This is a genomic window from Pseudoalteromonas atlantica, from assembly GCA_007988745.1.
In the GTDB taxonomy this organism is placed as follows: Bacteria; Pseudomonadota; Gammaproteobacteria; order Enterobacterales; family Alteromonadaceae; genus Pseudoalteromonas; species Pseudoalteromonas atlantica.
This window is the reverse complement of the sequence record BJUT01000030.1, coordinates 1-16,601: the sequence shown is the minus strand read 5'-3', so window position 1 is coordinate 16,601 and position 16,601 is coordinate 1. Positions and strand designations below refer to the sequence as shown.

The following is a 16,601-nucleotide window of genomic DNA, read 5'->3' as shown; positions in this document are numbered from 1 at the left end:
ATAAAAAAAATGCCTCATAATGAGGCATTTTTTTTGTCTATTTTATAGTGGATTAACTGCACCAGCATAGTTAATAGCACGGCGCTAAACATTAAGCTTGAAAACGGCACAGCACTTTTTGCATGCACCACCGCAAGCAATGGGCCAACGAGCGCGCCACTGCCAAAGCGCAGCGTCCCAATAACAGCGGTGGCGGTACCGGTGTTTTTTTCAAACTTCATTAATATTAATGAATCAGCATTGCTTGCTGTTACCCCTAGGCTCATCATTAAAGGCGCAATGGCCGCTACAATGTAATATAAAGAAAGCTGCAACAAGCTAAACGTAAGCAGTGCCAGCCCAGAGGCAAAGCCACATACAAGCCCTATGTACAGCATTTTTCGAGAGCCAATTCTTGGTACAATTCGGGTATTTAAAAAGTTACCACACATAAGTGCCATGACATTAAATGCGAATAAAATACCAAATAATTGCTCAGATACATTATATAAATCTAAGTATACAAAAGGCACTGAGGTTAAAAAGCAAAAAAAGCCAAACGAGACAAACATAGAGCTTAATATGTCTGCACGTGCATCTTTATTACTAAGTACCGTTTTATAGCTGTCGAAAAACAAGGTTAGGCCTTTTTTCTCATTTTTATGAATAGGGATATCAATTAAATACACTTGTACAAACGCTAAAATTAAAAAGCTATAGGCAGCAAGAACCAAAAATATGGTTGACCATACCGAAAACCCTAAAATAAACGACCCCACAGAGGGGGCAACTAAGGGCGCTACCATCATAATCATAGATACATACGACATGCCCTTAGCGGTGTTTTTTTGATAAATATGCCTAATTACGCCAGGCACAACCACCGTAGCTGCCGCGCCGGTGAATGCTTGCACGGCTCTAAGTACCCAAAAGGTGTGTATTTCGGTGGTAAAAGCTAGCGCAAATGAGCTTGCACCAAATAAGGTTAAGCCAATACGGGCTAGTTTTCGTCGTCCGAGTTGATCGGCAATAGGGCCAAAAAATAACATGCCTAGCGAGTAGCCAGCCAAATAAATACTTAGCGAAATTTGTACATTTGGCATAGTGGTTTGTAAATCGTTCGCAATAACCAACATGGCCGGTAAGTACATGTCTATAGCCAGCGGCGTAATAGCAACAATACTGGCTAACAAGGGTAACAAAATTCGGGTATTAAAAGACGAGGCCGAGGCGTCCATGTAGTCACTCAACATTCACTAAAAACAAGGCTTATAGTGTAACAGGGCTATGCAAGGGTATAAACTTAGTTTGTCTGGCAAGGTCATTTATTTATTAAAAATAAAAAGCGGCGTAATAAGGAGCAAAGATTCTAAACTGGCACTGTGTTTGCTATTCTACAACTAATAAAAAATTAAAGACTTGAAGGAAACACCATGAAAAAGCTAGCCCTTGCCTTACTCGCAACCGCAGTTTTAGCCGGCTGTAAAACATCGCCTACGGGGCGTACTCAAATTGCGCTGTATTCAGAGCAACAAATGAGTGAAATGGGCACCGCAAGTTTTGCTCAAATGAAGGAGTCACAGCCAATCAATAAAGATGCAAAAACCAATGCGTATGTAAATTGTATTGCTGAAAAGGTCGTGGCTGTTTTACCAAAAGAATACGCCTCACAAAATTGGGAAGTCGTGGTATTTGAAGATGAGTCGGCAAATGCCTTTGCATTACCTGGTGGCTACATAGGTGTTCATACGGGGTTATTAAAAATAGCGACCAATCAAGATCAGCTTGCAACCGTACTAGGGCACGAAGTGGGCCACGTTATAGCAGAGCATTCAAATGAGCGTGTATCGCAAAGCTCAATTTTAGATACCGGTATGCAATTAGGCAGCGCAGCGCTTGAAATGGGCAACGTACAATACCGCAACGAAATTATGCAAGGTTTAGGTTTAGGGGCGCAGTACGGCGTAGTTTTACCGTTTAGCCGTTCACACGAATCAGAGGCCGATACCATTGGCTTAGATTTAATGGCGCAGGCTGGCTTTAACCCACAAGAGTCGGTAACGCTTTGGCAAAATATGAGCGCAGCAGGCAGTGGTAGCACACCTGAGTTTTTATCTACTCACCCTGCACCGAGCAATCGAATTAATAATTTACAAGCACAAATGAGCGAAGCACTTAGCGAGCAAAGTACGGCTAAATCGCAGGGTAAAAACCCGCAATGTACGCTGTAAATTAGTTTTATATAAAAAGCCCCTGTAAGCAGTATACTTACAGGGGCTTTATTTTATTAAGTATCAAGCTATTAATCACTTAGTGCTTGTTTAAAAACTGCCTTAAATCGCTCAAAATCTTCTACTTGCGGTAAATGACCTAAATTATCAAGTTCAAACAGTTGCGCATCAGGAATAAGCGCAGCAGCGTGTTTTCCTAATTTATCGTAACGCCCCAGCTGATAATCTATCCCGTCTTTTTTCCAGTTTCGGCCAGGGCCTGTTCTGTCACGCGTACCAATAATTAATTTAACGGGGACGGTTAAGTCTTTAAATTCAGTGATCACCGGTTGGGTAAAAATCATATCGTAGGTTTTAGCGTTAACCCAGGCAATTTGCTCTTTATCTGGGCCTTGTATTTGCCCTGTAATAAAGTCGGTTAATGCTGAATACTGAGCATTCCATTGACCGTCGTAATAGTTTTTTTGCTGGTACTTTTTAACACCTTCGGGCGTTTTGTTAAGCTCATTTTTATAAAAAAAGTTGGTGTCTTTGTATTTTACATAGTGTAAGTAGTTTTCAAGCCCTATTGGATTAAGCAAAATCAGTTTAGTGGTTGTATCTGGGTACATTAATGCAAAACGGCTCGCTAGCATTCCCCCCATAGAGTGGCCAACAACAACCGACTTTTCAAGCTTTAGCGAGTCCATTAATGCATGTGTATGATGCGCAAGCGCCGCAAATGAATATTGATAGTTAGTGGGCTTTGAAGACTTACCAAACCCAATTTGATCGGGGATCAGCACCCCAAATCCAAGCGACTGTAAGTAACGGGCTGTGGGGCTCCAGTAGTCGGCATTAAAGTTTTTACCGTGCATTAGCGTCACTGTTGGCATATTTTTTTGCGTGGGTTTTAAATAAATATACGCCATTTTTAGCGATTGCTTTTGTGATGCAATATCAAAATAATTTACTTTAAAATCATACTGGTAATTTGTTAAAAGTGCATCGTAAGAGAGGGTTTTAGAGGGTTCTGTACTACTGGCAAATGCATTATTAGTAAAGGCTAATAATGCAGACAAACAAATAACTTTAATCGCTGGCATTTCCTTACTCCTATTAAAGGCAAGCACACGGCTTTAATTAAAGTAAGACAATAACTAAGTATTAAAGGCTGTTCAATTAAATAGTTTTCATGGCAAAAAAAGAGCACTGTTTAAGTGCTCCGTTTAAAAGTAATGTTGACTCTGTTTTACACTGTATGGACTTAAAAAGTCCACTCAACGTGTATTTGTGGAACCGATTCAGTGACCTCAGTGCCTAGCTTGTTATGCCAGTATTGCAGTTCCATACCCAGTAATAGGGTGTTTTCTTTCATTTCTAACGCGTGACCCATATCCCATACTAAAATAGGCTGTGCAAGTATCCACGCTTCTACGTCGTTACCAAATTCATCTTCGCGCTCTGCAATGTACTCAGCGTGTCCTTTAAAGCTAAATTTTTGCGAGCCTAGGGTAAACGGGTATTCAAAGGCTACATCAAACATCCAGCTGTTAGTTTCAATAGGGGCACCGCCTTTGGCTACGCCTTCACTGTCATCAATATAGGCAGTGACAAGTGTTTGAAAAAAGTTGAACCCAGGTACATCCCAGCTTAATTTAACACCCGGTAGGTATTTCATCATTTTGGCATCGCCGGCAACGTTAATTCCGCCAGTAAGGCCTACATCTAATAATGCACCTGCGCCAATTTTCTCACCGCTAATAGCCGATAAGCTTAGCGTTGAATACCATTCGCCGTAAAAGTCGCTATCTTGGTAGCCGTCGGTTGTATCGTCTTTGCTGTAATCAATAAAGAAAAAGTTATCACCGTAATCATAGCCCGATGCATGTTGCAGCGAGTAAACAGTAGTGTCTGATTCTTGCTTGGTAAATGGGTTTTTTTGGTCGCCATTATTAACATGTAATGCGGTACTGCTCCAATTAGCAGCAAGGGCAGAAGATGATAAAGCGATTGACGTAAGAGTAACGAGGGGAAGTATTTTTTTAAATTTCATAATCTATATTTAACTATAATTTTAGTGACACGCGAAAGCGCGCATTATAGCACAAGGTATTGATTTGTAGATTATTATTTTAACATATGTTGCAGCTTATTTATTAAGCTGCAACATAAGGTTTTGCACAAAGTTTAGGCTTTATTGCGGCGCAAACAAATAACGGCAATGGCAGTAAAGGCTAAAATAAAGCAGTAGTAAGATGACGTTGACACTTCCCACGGGCTAATTTTAAACGTAGCACCTAACAGTAATGCTTGAGCACCATAGGGCAGTGAGCCTTGCGTAACACAAGCAAAAATATCAAGTAAACTTGCAGAGCGTTTACCACTTATTTCGCCATCATCAGCAAGTTTTTTAGCAATAGGACCTGCAACAATAATTGATACCGTGTTATTGGCTATACACACGTTGCTGGTTAATACCAACGCAGCTATACCAAGCTGATCAGCTACTTTGCGGTGCCACTTGGCAATCACTTTTGTAATGGCTTGAATTTTTTGTGCCAGAAAATCAAGGCCGCCGTTAATACGAATAAATTCAGATAAGCCACCAATAAACATAGAAAGTAAAAATATTTCCTGCATATCGGTAAAGCCTTTGTAAATATCTTTTACAAAGCTTGCGCCTTCGTAGCTGCCGGTAAAGCCCATTAGCGCGGCAAATACAATACCGCTAAATAGCACCACAAACACGTTCATACCGGCAACAGCCAATACTAAAATAAAGGCATAAGGCAGCACTAATAATAAATCAAAATCTTTAGTTTCTACTGCTTGTGGAGCAGGTGTTAAATAAAGCAGCAAAGCAATGGTTAATACGGCAGCAGGAACCGCTATTTTTAAGTTTTCTTTAAACTTGTCTTTCATTTCACAGCCTTGCGTACGCGTTGCAGCAATAGTGGTGTCTGAAATAATAGAAAGATTATCACCAAACATTGCGCCCGATACTATAGTACCGGCCATTAGCGCAGGGTCGATGCCTGTTTTAACCGATACCGCATAAGCAATAGGTCCTATAGCACCAATGGTACCCATTGATGTACCCATTGCAGTAGAGACAACCGCAGCAATTAAAAATAGCCCAGGTAATAACAGCGACGGGGGAATAAGTGACAAGCCAGCGTTTACAACCGCATCCACACCACCGGTGGCACTTGCTACTGCCGAAAATGCACCGGCAAGTAAGTAAATTAAACACATGGTAATAATGTTGTTGTGTCCTGCGCCTTTAATAAAGGTTTCAACACATTGGTTTACAGTGCCTTTGTTTAAAATAAAGGCAAGCATAATAGCGGGTAGTATAGCAACCGGCGCTGGGAGCTGGTAAAAAGCGTAATCAACCCCTTGCGATTGTAAATATAAACCTGAGCCTAAAAAAAGGGCTACAAAGGTAAGAAGGGGAAGCAAAGATAGAATTGCTTTGTTTTTATTAAATGTTGGCTGCATTGTATTCCTCATAACCAGTTAGTATAACCACAGCCAAAACTCCTCTTTTAGCTGAATTTAGTAGATCACTCTTTAATAAAAAAGTAGATGACCACAGCGCCCGCAAGCCAAAGACCAAATCGACGCGAAAGGGAAGTTTAAATGTATAGATGGCTAAAGTAAACTGGTATTGTTATTATTATTTAATTAAGGGCTTACCTGACTATTGCACGACTTTTAGATAATATCTACCGGTGTGCGATTATATGCGGCTAATAATTGCTCAAAGCAAATTTAGGGCGGCAAATTAGTCAGGGTACGCAACAACAGATCCAACTAAATCAGATTAAGGCAATAACAATGAATCGAATAGGTGTTTTTGGTGCTAACGGCAGAATGGGCTTAGCCCTATTAGAAGCCGCGACAATTAAAGAGCAAGCACAACTTGGTGGTGCGTATGTTCGCAGCAGCTCATCGTTATTGGGTATTAATGTAAATCAAGTAAACAGTTCAGCCGACAAATCCATTAGCTTTAGCGACGAGAGCAAGGTTGCTGATGTTGATGTACTTATCGATTTCACGTTACCAGCAGGTATGCGCAATCACTTAAAAACAGCGCTCGATAAAAAACTGCCTATGGTTATAGGCACCACAGGTTTAACTAGCGAAGACATGGCATTATTAGAAAATGCTGCTAAACATATTCCTATTGTGTTTGCGCGTAACTACAGCGTTGGCGTTAATGTGTTACTTAACCTAGTGCAAACAGCGGCCACTAAGTTTGGTGACGACCTAGATATAGAAGTTTTTGAAGCGCATCATCGTCATAAAATAGATGCGCCATCGGGCACAGCATTAGCCATTGGTGAATCTATTGCACAGGCTAAAGGGTGGGATCACGATGAAGTAGCGGTATACGACCGCAGCCAAGTAGAAACCGCAAAATCGCAAAATGAAATTGGCTATTCAGTGCTAAGAGGCGGGGACATAGTAGGTGAACACACCGCCTATTTCGCAACTATGGGCGAAAGGCTTGAATTAACCCACAAAGCAAGTTCGCGAATGACCTTTGCATTAGGAGCTATAAGGGCTGCGCAGTGGTTACAAAATAAACCAGCAGGACTTTATGATATGCAAGATGTGCTAGATCTGAAGTAGTTTAGTTACTTTTTTAGCTGTTTGGGTCTATTTTTGCCTAAAGCGACTTATTTGTAGTATTTATCTAAATAACGTTAGACCTAAATAGCATCTTCATGTAGAATGCAGCCAATTTGCCAAAAATTACTAAATGCGTGTTTCCAATTATACCCAAGTGGCTAGTAAAACCAGGGGTTTCAGTGGGAATGAAAAGAGTTTTAGGCAAGAAAAATGATTGAAGGTTTAGCGTTTTATATCGGCATCATTTAAGACTGCGTAAAACAATTTAAGCTCACAAAAAAATCTGGTTTTGACGATCCCTCTGGGTATTGGCGGGGTGTTAAGCATTTGCTTACTCCCGTTTTTTACTGTTAGGAGGTTTAACTTGACTAAATCCGCTCTGTTAGTCCTAGAAGACGGCACAGTGTTTCGCGGTACTGCAATCGGCGCTGACGGCATGTCAGTCGGTGAAGTAGTATTCAATACGTCTATGACTGGTTATCAAGAAATTTTGACTGATCCATCATACGCGGAACAAATCGTAACTTTGACGTACCCACATATCGGCAATACGGGTACCAACAGCGAAGACGAAGAAGCGAATCAAATTTGGGCTAAAGGCCTAGTGATCCGTGATTTGCCACTGCTAGCAAGTAACTTTCGTAACGAGCAATCGTTAGATGATTACTTAAAACAACGTAATATTTTAGGTATTGCGGACATCGACACCAGAAAGCTTACCCGTATTTTGCGCGACAAAGGCGCACAAAACGGCTGTATTATTGCCGGTGACGAGTTAGACGAAAACAAAGCGTTACAAGCCGCGCAAACCTTCCCAGGTTTAAAAGGTATGGATTTAGCAAAAGTTGTCTCAACCAAGGAAAATTTTGAGTGGCGCGAATCAAGCTGGACATTAGGCCAAGGATTTAAAACCCTTAGCAGCGATGATGAAAAGTTTCATGTAGTAGCCTACGACTTCGGTGTTAAACGTAATATTTTACGTATGCTAGTTGATCGCGGTTGTAAATTAACCGTTGTACCAGCGCAAACCTCAGCCGCCGATGTACTTGCTTTAAACCCAGATGGTATCTTCTTATCTAATGGTCCTGGCGATCCAGAGCCATGTACTTACGCTATTGATGCAATTAAAACCTTTTTAGAAACCGACACACCAATTTTTGGTATTTGTTTAGGGCATCAATTATTAGCACTGGCCTCAGGTGCTAAAACAGTAAAAATGAAATTTGGCCACCACGGTGGTAACCACCCAGTAAAAGACTTAGACCGCGATGTAGTAATGATCACCGCACAAAACCACGGTTTTGCTGCCGATGAAGACACACTACCAAGTAACTTACGTGCCACGCACAAATCGTTATTTGATGGAACACTACAAGGTATTCATCGTACTGATAAGCCAGCGTTTAGCTTCCAAGGTCACCCAGAAGCAAGCCCAGGCCCGCACGATGCAGCCCCATTATTTGACCACTTCATCGACCTGATGCAAGCGCGTAATAACTAATTTAACTGGAGTAATAATGCCAAAACGTACCGATTTAAAAAGCATTCTTATCTTAGGCGCAGGCCCAATTGTAATTGGTCAAGCTTGTGAATTTGATTACTCTGGTGCTCAAGCGTGTAAAGCACTTAGAGAAGAAGGCTTTAGAGTTATATTAGTTAACTCAAACCCAGCGACTATCATGACCGACCCAGAAATGGCCGATGCAACGTACATCGAACCTATTCATTGGGAAGTGGTAGAAAAAATTATTGAAAAAGAAAAACCAGATGCAGTACTACCAACAATGGGTGGTCAAACGGCATTAAACTGTGCACTTGATTTAGATAAGCACGGCGTACTGGCTAAACACGGCGTTGAGCTAATTGGCGCAACCGCTGATGCAATCGACAAAGCAGAGAACCGTGAACGCTTTGACGTAGCCATGAAAAACATTGGTCTTGAATGTCCACGTGCTGAAATTGCTCACTCTATGGATGAAGCACACGATACGCTAACACGTATTGGTTTTCCGTGTATTATTCGTCCTTCTTTCACTATGGGTGGCACCGGTGGCGGTGTGGCTTACAACATGGAAGAATTTAACGAAATCTGTGAACGCGGCCTAGATTTATCACCAACAAGTGAGTTGTTGATTGATGAATCACTGATTGGCTGGAAAGAATATGAAATGGAAGTTGTTCGCGACAAAAAAGACAACTGTATCATTGTATGTTCTATCGAAAACTTTGACCCAATGGGTGTACACACTGGTGATTCAATCACCGTTGCACCAGCACAAACCCTAACCGACAAAGAATACCAATTAATGCGTAATGCCTCTATGGCGGTACTGCGTGAAATTGGTGTTGAAACGGGTGGTTCAAACGTACAGTTTGGTGTAAACCCTGATGATGGCCGTATGGTTATCATTGAGATGAACCCACGTGTATCTCGCTCATCAGCACTGGCATCTAAAGCAACGGGTTTCCCTATTGCTAAAATTGCCGCTAAGTTAGCAATTGGTTACACGTTAGATGAACTTCAAAACGACATTACGGGTGGTAAAACACCAGCGTCATTTGAGCCATCAATCGACTACGTAGTAACAAAAATTCCTCGCTTTAACTTTGAAAAATTTGCCGGCGCGAACGACCGCTTAACAACGCAAATGAAATCAGTGGGCGAAGTAATGGCGATTGGTCGTAACCAGCAAGAATCGTTACACAAAGCATTACGCGGTCTTGAAGTAGGCGCAACGGGCTTTAACCCAATTGTGGCACTTGATGACCCCAAAGCGCGCGAAAAAATTATTCGTGAACTACGCGAGCCAGGCGCTGAGCGTATTTGGTACATTGCCGATGCAATGCGCCACGGTATGAGCGTAGAAGAAGTATTTGAACTTACCAAAGTTGACCCTTGGTACTTAGTACAAATAGAAGACATTTTAAAAGACGAAGCTAAAATTGCTGAAGGTGGCATGGCCGGCTTAAATGCAGAGTTTTTACGTAAACTTAAGCGTAAAGGCTTCGCCGACCCACGTATTGCTGAAATTGCTGGTGTATCTGAAGCCGAAATTCGCAAAAAGCGTCATCAGTTAAACATTGTCCCTGTGTACAAGCGTGTTGATACCTGTGCTGCCGAATTTAGCTCAGACACAGCTTACATGTACTCAACGTACGATGAAGAGTGTGAAGCTAACCCGTCAGACAAAGACAAAATCATGGTTATTGGCGGCGGTCCTAACCGTATCGGCCAAGGCATTGAGTTTGACTACTGTTGTGTGCACGCAGCCCTTGCGCTACGCGAAGACGGCTATGAGACCATCATGGTTAACTGTAACCCTGAAACGGTTTCTACCGATTACGATACCTCTGACCGTCTATTCTTTGAACCAATTACACTTGAAGACGTATTAGAAATTGTACGTGTTGAAAAACCAAAAGGTGTGATTGTACAGTACGGTGGCCAAACACCACTTAAACTAGCACGTGAACTTGAAGCGAATGGTGTGCCAGTAATTGGTACTTCACCAGATGCGATTGACCGCGCAGAAGACCGTGAGCGTTTCCAACAGTTAGTAGAGCGTCTTGATTTACTACAACCAGAAAACGCAACAGTTACATCAACTGAAGAAGCATTACTTAAATCAGGTGAAATTGGCTTCCCACTGGTTGTGCGTCCATCGTACGTACTGGGTGGCCGTGCAATGGAAATTGTTTACGATGAGCAAGACTTACGTCGTTACATGACCGAAGCGGTACAAGCTTCAAATGAAGCGCCAGTACTACTTGATCACTTCTTAGATAACGCAATCGAAGTGGACGTTGATGCAATTTGTGACGGTGAGCAAGTAATTATTGGCGGCATAATGGAGCACATTGAGCAAGCGGGTGTTCACTCGGGTGACTCAGCATGTTCATTACCTGCACACTCTTTATCACAAGAAGTGCAAGATGTTATGCGCAAACAAGTAACCGATATGGCACTTGAGCTTGGCGTAGTGGGCTTAATGAATACACAATTTGCTGTAAAAGATGGCAAAGTGTACTTAATTGAAGTGAATCCACGTGCGGCGCGTACTGTACCGTTTGTATCTAAAGCGACCGGTATTGCACTTGCAAAAGTAGCCGCGCGTTGTATGGCGGGTCAGTCTTTAGCAAGCCAAGGCATTACTAAAGAAGTAATTCCACCGTATTACAGCGTTAAAGAAGTTGTTTTACCGTTTGCTAAGTTCCAAGGTGTGGATCCTATCCGTGGCCCAGAGATGCGTTCTACAGGTGAAGTAATGGGTGTTGGCGATACTTTCGCCGAAGCGTTCGCAAAAGCACAATTAGGTGCAAGCAACACTTTACCACGCGGTGGTCGCGCGTTACTATCTGTACGTAACAGCGATAAGTCTCGTGTTGTAGAACTTGCTAAAACCATGACAGACCTTGGTTTTGAAATTGATGCAACAGGTGGCACAGCAGAGGCTTTAAAAGAGGCCGGTATTGAAGTACGCCGTGTAAACAAAGTATATGAAGGCCGCCCGCATATTCTTGATAACATCAAGAATAAAGAGTACAGCTATATCGTAAATACCACCGAAGGTCGCCAAGCGATCGAAGATTCGAAGGTGTTGCGTCGTGGTGCATTGCAAAACAAAACCAACTACACGACAACCTTGAACGCGGCATTTGCTAACTGTACTGCTAACCAAGCGGACGACCGTAGTAAAGTGACGTCAGTTCAAGAGCTACACCAGCGATTGAACTAAGGAAATGTACCAAGGCCACTAGGCCTTGGTGTTAAGTGAGAAAAGTATGCAATCAATTCCGATGACAGTTCGTGGCGCAGAGTTACTGCGCGAAGAGCTTAACGAATTAAAAACAGTTACCCGTCCTAAAATCGTAAATGATATTGCGATTGCACGTGAACATGGTGACTTAAAAGAAAACGCTGAATACCACGCAGCGCGTGAGCAACAGGGTTTTTGTGAAGGCCGTATTCAAGAAATTGAAGCTAAGCTTTCAAATGTGCAAATTATTGACGTAACTAAAATGCCTAATACAGGTAAAGTTATTTTTGGTACTACTGTCACTATTGTAAATGTAGAAACAGATGCCGAAGTAACCTACCGTATTGTGGGTGATGACGAAGCAGATATTAAAAATAACTTAATTTCTGTTAACTCACCGATTGCGCGCGGTTTAATTGGTAAACAAACAGATGATGCTGTGACCATTAAAACGCCTAAAGGCGACGTTGAGTACGAAATCATTGACGTTGAGTATCTTTAATATTTAGCTCACAGTAATGTACAAGCAAAAACCGATGCAATTGCATCGGTTTTTTTATACCTAAAAACTAGCTAATAGCAACTTACCCCCATAAACCCCATATATAACACCACCCCTCAAAATAAAGAGCTGAGTTAAACGGATTGGCATAATTGGATTGCTAAAAAAGCGCGTGCCATTACCCGTTAAAAAATTTATAAATAAAATGGTGACTGCATAAGTGCTAAACACACTCTACGCTTATTCATATTGCATAAAGAGTGTGCGTGTTGATATAGGTACATTCATATAGGTAATGTGTAAATGCATAACGGCTTTTACACACTGGAATCACTTTATTAAAAGGAACATTCATGGCTAATATACTTTATCCAGCGCCTTTAAAAGTAGGCTCTAAAATTGCTATTTGCTCGCTATCGTCGGGCTTAAAAGAAAAATACCATGCACGATTAGATAGAGTGATAGACGGTTTAAAACACCGTGGTTACGAGGTAGTAGAAGGGGAGTTTTTACGCCAAAATAAACCCCGCGATGAATTAGATGCAAAAGCGCATGCCAAGCAATTAATGGGCTTTTTGCTAGACGATGAGGTTGCCGCCATTATGCCGCCAATGGGCGGAGAGCTGGCGATGGAAATTTTGCCACTACTGGATTTTAACGCCATAAAAGAGGCCAAACCTAAATGGCTGGTGGGTTTTTCTGATGTGAGCACAATTGCCTGTGCACTTACGGCTAAGTGCCAATGGGCAACACTTCATAGTGCCAACCTAATGCAGCTTCACCCAGATGAAACAAACCCCTACAGCTTACAAATTTTTGAAACCATTACCTACGAGTCGGGAAGTAAATTTGAGCAAGGACCTTCTGCTTATTATCAAAAAAATAAACCCAATTACGCACAAAACCCCGATGAGCTGCTAGCGCCAAGCGAGCCTACCCAGTGGCAGTGCCTAAATTACACAGATGAGCGCACAATAGAGATGTCTGGGCGCTTATTTGGCGGCTGCCTTGATACCGTAGGGTTATTGCTGGATTCGCCATTTTTAGCATTGCATGACTTTAAAAAACACAGTGCGAACGAAGGGCTAATTTTATACTTAGAAAATTCAGAGCTTACCCCTACCACCGTGGCGCGATTTTTACTGTCGCTCAAACTTGCCGGTGTATTTGATGATATTAACGGCCTTATTTTAGGGCGCAGCGAAATAACACAAAGTCATCACGATGCATTTGATTACCGCCATGCGCTAGACGTGGCATTGGGTGGTTGCTTATTCCCGGTAATAATAGATGCTGATATTGGCCATGTGCAGCCAAATTTAAACTTAGTTAATGGCGCAAAATGCTCACTCACGGCCGATATTAACCAAGGTAAAGTACTCAATGCCTCACTAAATACTGAGCTTATTTAACGTTTATTTTTGAATAACGTATAAATACACGCGTATAATGCGCAGGCCGTGAACAGATAAGTTCACGGTACATTCTCAGGGCGGGGTGAAATTCCCCACCGGCGGTATGTTTTACTCATTAGCTTTTGAATAAAACGAGCCCGCGAGCGCTTTATTTAATAATCGTTTTTTAATGTATTAAATAAAGGTCAAGCAGATCTGGTGAGATGCCAGAGCCGACGGTTATAGTCCGGATGAAAGAGAATATAGCTTGTAGCGTATGCAAACACGTTGCCTGTGGCTGCGTGTTTAATACCAATTCGCAATAATACTTAATCATTTTGAGCGACACGTTTTTCCAACCTCAAAATAAATCACTTAATTAAGCGGATTGGTATAAGCTGTTTCGTGGCAAAAAGTGCGCAATTTAGTTTGTGTATTTTGCCATGCCTTTCAGTGTCCTGAATCTATTTATTTTTATGTGGAATATAATAATGATTCAGTCTTTACTTAGCCAATTTGGTGAAAGCCACACCCGTGTAGAAAACGCCATTGCTGCTTTGCAGCAAGGCCAAGGCGTACTTGTTGTTGATGACGAGAACCGCGAAAACGAAGGTGATTTTGTTTTTTCTGCCGAGCATTTAACCACCCAACAAATGGCGGAAATGATCCGCGAAGGCAGCGGTATTGTGTGCCTGTGTATGGGCGATGAGCGTATTAAGCAGCTCGAGCTACCGCAAATGGTAACTCACAACACCAGCCAAAATAATACAGCCTACACAGTCACAATAGAGGCTAAATATGGTGTTACAACCGGCGTATCGGCCGCAGATCGAGTAACAACGATTAAAGCTGCCACAGCCGATAACGCCAAACCCAGTGATTTATCGCGCCCAGGCCATGTATTTGGCTTAAAAGCACAAACAGGTGGGGTTTTAGTTCGCCGCGGCCACACCGAGGCATCTGTTGATTTAATGCAGCTGGCTGGTTTAAAACCGTTTGGGGTTATTTGTGAACTCACTAATCCTGATGGCACCATGGCGCGTTTACCACAGGTAAGTGATTATGCTAATAAACACAGCATGACAGTGGTAACGATTGAAGACTTAGTAAAGTACATACAAATGCAAGAATTAAAGGTCAGTTAAGGTTTTTTAAGCATTACCTAAGTAAAACCCAGCTTTATTGCTGGGTTTTTATTTTGTAATAAGTAATTAATTACTCGTTTTTATTTGATAATGTTTCTTGCCTAGGCGACTTTTTCAAAAATCCTCAGCCTGTAAACTTTACCTAAATAGTCAGTGCAGCCGCACACAGTTTATTATTTAGGTGAAACTATGAAAATTAACACGCTTTTATTAGCAACTGCTTTAACAAGCAGTGGCGTATGGGCAGCGCAAAGTAAACTTGAACAGCAAATAACGCCTGCACCCCAAATGGGCATAATGGATAGTTATAATCAGCACATTACCAACGCCCCTTTTTTACTTAATCTCGACAGCCAACCCAAAGAGCAAATGGGCTCATATTTAACACGCCAATATTTTCATGGTACGCAATCTACGTTTGTAAAATGGGTGGCTAAAAAAGGCGGCAAAGTACCGCTTCATAAACACCCGAATGAACAAGTGACGTGGATCATGTCAGGCGAGGCTAAAGTGTTTTCTGGCGGTAAACAATACCTTATGAAAGCGGGTGACATGATGGTGATTCCGGCCAATGTACCGCACGAATTTCACTTTACCCAAGATACGGTAGATATTGATTTTTTTGCCCCAGCTCGACAAGACTGGATAGACGGCACAGCTAATTACATTAAGCAAAAGTAGGGCAAATTATGTTTTTAAATAAATCTAAATTAGGGCTAAGCGCTATAGCCTTGCTAATAAGTGCCTCGGCTTTTGCAAATGACACGGTACCCGCTGAGGTTTACGCACAAACCGACGGTGCTGTGGGCGGTATTACGTATACACTAAACAAGCGCTTTATTTTTAGTTATCACCCTTTTTATAACCCAAAAGTAAAAGTGGGGGAGCTTTTAAAAAGTGGTGAGGTAGTGCCATTTCCTAATGCGCAAATGCAAATTCCTTATAAAAGTGATGGCAGCTTAAAAAATCCCGCTAACTATTTAAATTGGGTATTAGGGGTAAGGGCTGATGACAGAGGTAATGTATGGATACTCGACTCAGGACAGGCGCAGCCGCGTATTACGCCAAAGCTGATATCATGGGATGCGCTAAACAATAAGCTTAATAAAATTATTTATTTACCTAGCCCTATATCGGTTGCTCAATCTCAACTTAATGATTTAGCTATATCGAGCAAATACAATACATTGGTGATCGCTGATGAAGGTATTGCAGATGGCGGAAATGGCAAGCAAGCCGCCCTTATTATCGTTAATACTAAAACAGGTAAGAGCCGGCGAGTACTGCAAGGTCACGAAAGTGCATTACCCGATTACACAATGCCAATAATGATTGATGAAGGGACTGATAACCAAAAGCAACTTAATGCCTTTATTGGTGCCGATGGCATTGTGCTTGATAACGCGCAGCAATGGCTTTACTTTGCTCCGCTTAATAAAAAGTATGTTTACCGTATAAAAATGGCCGATATTGCTAACGAGCAATTAACCGATAAACAACTAGGCGAACGTGTAGAGCAATACGCACAAAAACCAGTAAACGGTGGCTTAAGTATTGATGCTGATGATAATTTATATTTAACCATAGTGGGTGAGCGTACTGTGGGCGTTATTGATGCCAAAACACGTACGTACCGTGATTACACGTACGATAAAAACATGATTTGGCCAGATGGTGTAAGCATTGGACCTGAGGGTTACATGTACACCGGCGCTGCACAATTGCCGCTTTCAGCACAACTTAATAACGGCAATGCTCAAAATAAAGCACCCTATTACATATTTAGATTTAAACCTTTAGCTGAGGGCGTAATAGGGCGCTAACTATAATGTGTAAATTAAGCACGCCTTTATGGCGTGTTTTTTATTTTATTTACTACTTATACCAATCCGCATTAACGCTTAATCATTTTCAGGGGCTAAACGTGTCGCTATCTGCGTTAAAAAATTCTCACTTAGAACGACTAAATAGCG

Annotated in this window: 13 protein-coding genes and 1 riboswitch; of the genes, 9 read left to right on the top strand and 4 right to left on the bottom strand. The window is 41.8% G+C overall.

The window, feature by feature from the left end; translation table 11 throughout:
- Window positions 1-14: 14 nt before the first annotated feature.
- Window positions 15-1,217 (bottom strand): Bcr/CflA family multidrug efflux MFS transporter, encoded by a 1,203-nt coding sequence (locus PAT01_RS12755; protein ID WP_138578711.1) that lies wholly within the window; start codon window positions 1,215-1,217, stop codon window positions 15-17.
- 195 nt (window positions 1,218-1,412) lie between these two features.
- Here PAT01_RS12755 and PAT01_RS12750 point away from each other — a divergent pair, with 195 nt between their 5' ends.
- On the top strand, window positions 1,413-2,210 hold the full coding sequence (locus tag PAT01_RS12750) for a M48 family metallopeptidase (protein WP_024033379.1): 798 nt from the start codon (window positions 1,413-1,415) through the stop codon (window positions 2,208-2,210).
- A 71-nt stretch (window positions 2,211-2,281) separates the two neighbouring features.
- On the opposite strand, the gene PAT01_RS12745 is transcribed toward PAT01_RS12750, so the two are convergent.
- The 3 genes from PAT01_RS12745 to PAT01_RS12735 all read right to left on the bottom strand — a co-directional run bounded on the left by PAT01_RS12745 (window position 2,282) and on the right by PAT01_RS12735 (window position 5,693).
- Entirely contained in the window at window positions 2,282-3,295 is a 1,014-nt protein-coding gene (locus PAT01_RS12745; RefSeq protein ID WP_138578709.1) for an alpha/beta fold hydrolase, read from the bottom strand.
- A 161-nt stretch (window positions 3,296-3,456) separates the two neighbouring features.
- Window positions 3,457-4,245, bottom strand: a complete 789-nt coding sequence (locus PAT01_RS12740) for a hypothetical protein (RefSeq protein WP_055255029.1) — start codon at window positions 4,243-4,245, stop codon at window positions 3,457-3,459.
- Between the two features lie 134 nt (window positions 4,246-4,379).
- Entirely contained in the window at window positions 4,380-5,693 is a 1,314-nt protein-coding gene (locus PAT01_RS12735) for a Na+/H+ antiporter NhaC family protein (RefSeq protein WP_004588096.1), read from the bottom strand.
- Window positions 5,694-6,032: 339 nt separating this feature from the next.
- Here PAT01_RS12735 and dapB point away from each other — a divergent pair, with 339 nt between their 5' ends.
- From dapB to PAT01_RS12695, 8 genes are all read left to right on the top strand, one after another.
- The gene (dapB, locus tag PAT01_RS12730; RefSeq protein WP_055255032.1) at window positions 6,033-6,830 is read left to right on the top strand and encodes a 4-hydroxy-tetrahydrodipicolinate reductase; all 798 of its coding nucleotides are present in this window, start codon (window positions 6,033-6,035) and stop codon (window positions 6,828-6,830) included.
- 364 nt (window positions 6,831-7,194) lie between these two features.
- Entirely contained in the window at window positions 7,195-8,331 is a 1,137-nt protein-coding gene (gene carA / locus PAT01_RS12725; protein ID WP_004588094.1) for a glutamine-hydrolyzing carbamoyl-phosphate synthase small subunit, read from the top strand.
- 16 nt (window positions 8,332-8,347) lie between these two features.
- Entirely contained in the window at window positions 8,348-11,566 is a 3,219-nt protein-coding gene (gene carB, locus PAT01_RS12720) for a carbamoyl-phosphate synthase large subunit (RefSeq protein WP_024033384.1), read from the top strand.
- 46 nt (window positions 11,567-11,612) lie between these two features.
- The gene (gene greA, locus PAT01_RS12715; RefSeq protein WP_004588092.1) at window positions 11,613-12,089 is read left to right on the top strand and encodes a transcription elongation factor GreA; all 477 of its coding nucleotides are present in this window, start codon (window positions 11,613-11,615) and stop codon (window positions 12,087-12,089) included.
- Between the two features lie 353 nt (window positions 12,090-12,442).
- Window positions 12,443-13,501: a S66 family peptidase gene (locus PAT01_RS12710; RefSeq protein ID WP_024033385.1), complete on the top strand. Its 1,059-nt coding sequence runs from the start codon at window positions 12,443-12,445 to the stop codon at window positions 13,499-13,501.
- Window positions 13,502-13,568: 67 nt separating this feature from the next.
- A riboswitch (FMN riboswitch) is annotated at window positions 13,569-13,750 on the top strand.
- Window positions 13,751-13,974: 224 nt separating this feature from the next.
- Window positions 13,975-14,628 carry a 3,4-dihydroxy-2-butanone-4-phosphate synthase gene (gene ribB / locus PAT01_RS12705; RefSeq protein ID WP_138578707.1) on the top strand — a complete coding sequence of 218 codons (654 nt, stop codon included), beginning with the start codon at window positions 13,975-13,977 and terminating at the stop codon, window positions 14,626-14,628.
- 189 nt (window positions 14,629-14,817) lie between these two features.
- Window positions 14,818-15,309 carry a cupin domain-containing protein gene (locus tag PAT01_RS12700; RefSeq protein WP_154945577.1) on the top strand — a complete coding sequence of 164 codons (492 nt, stop codon included), beginning with the start codon at window positions 14,818-14,820 and terminating at the stop codon, window positions 15,307-15,309.
- 8 nt (window positions 15,310-15,317) lie between these two features.
- On the top strand, window positions 15,318-16,451 hold the full coding sequence (locus PAT01_RS12695) for an L-dopachrome tautomerase-related protein (protein WP_064385173.1): 1,134 nt from the start codon (window positions 15,318-15,320) through the stop codon (window positions 16,449-16,451).
- Window positions 16,452-16,601 lie beyond the last annotated feature (150 nt).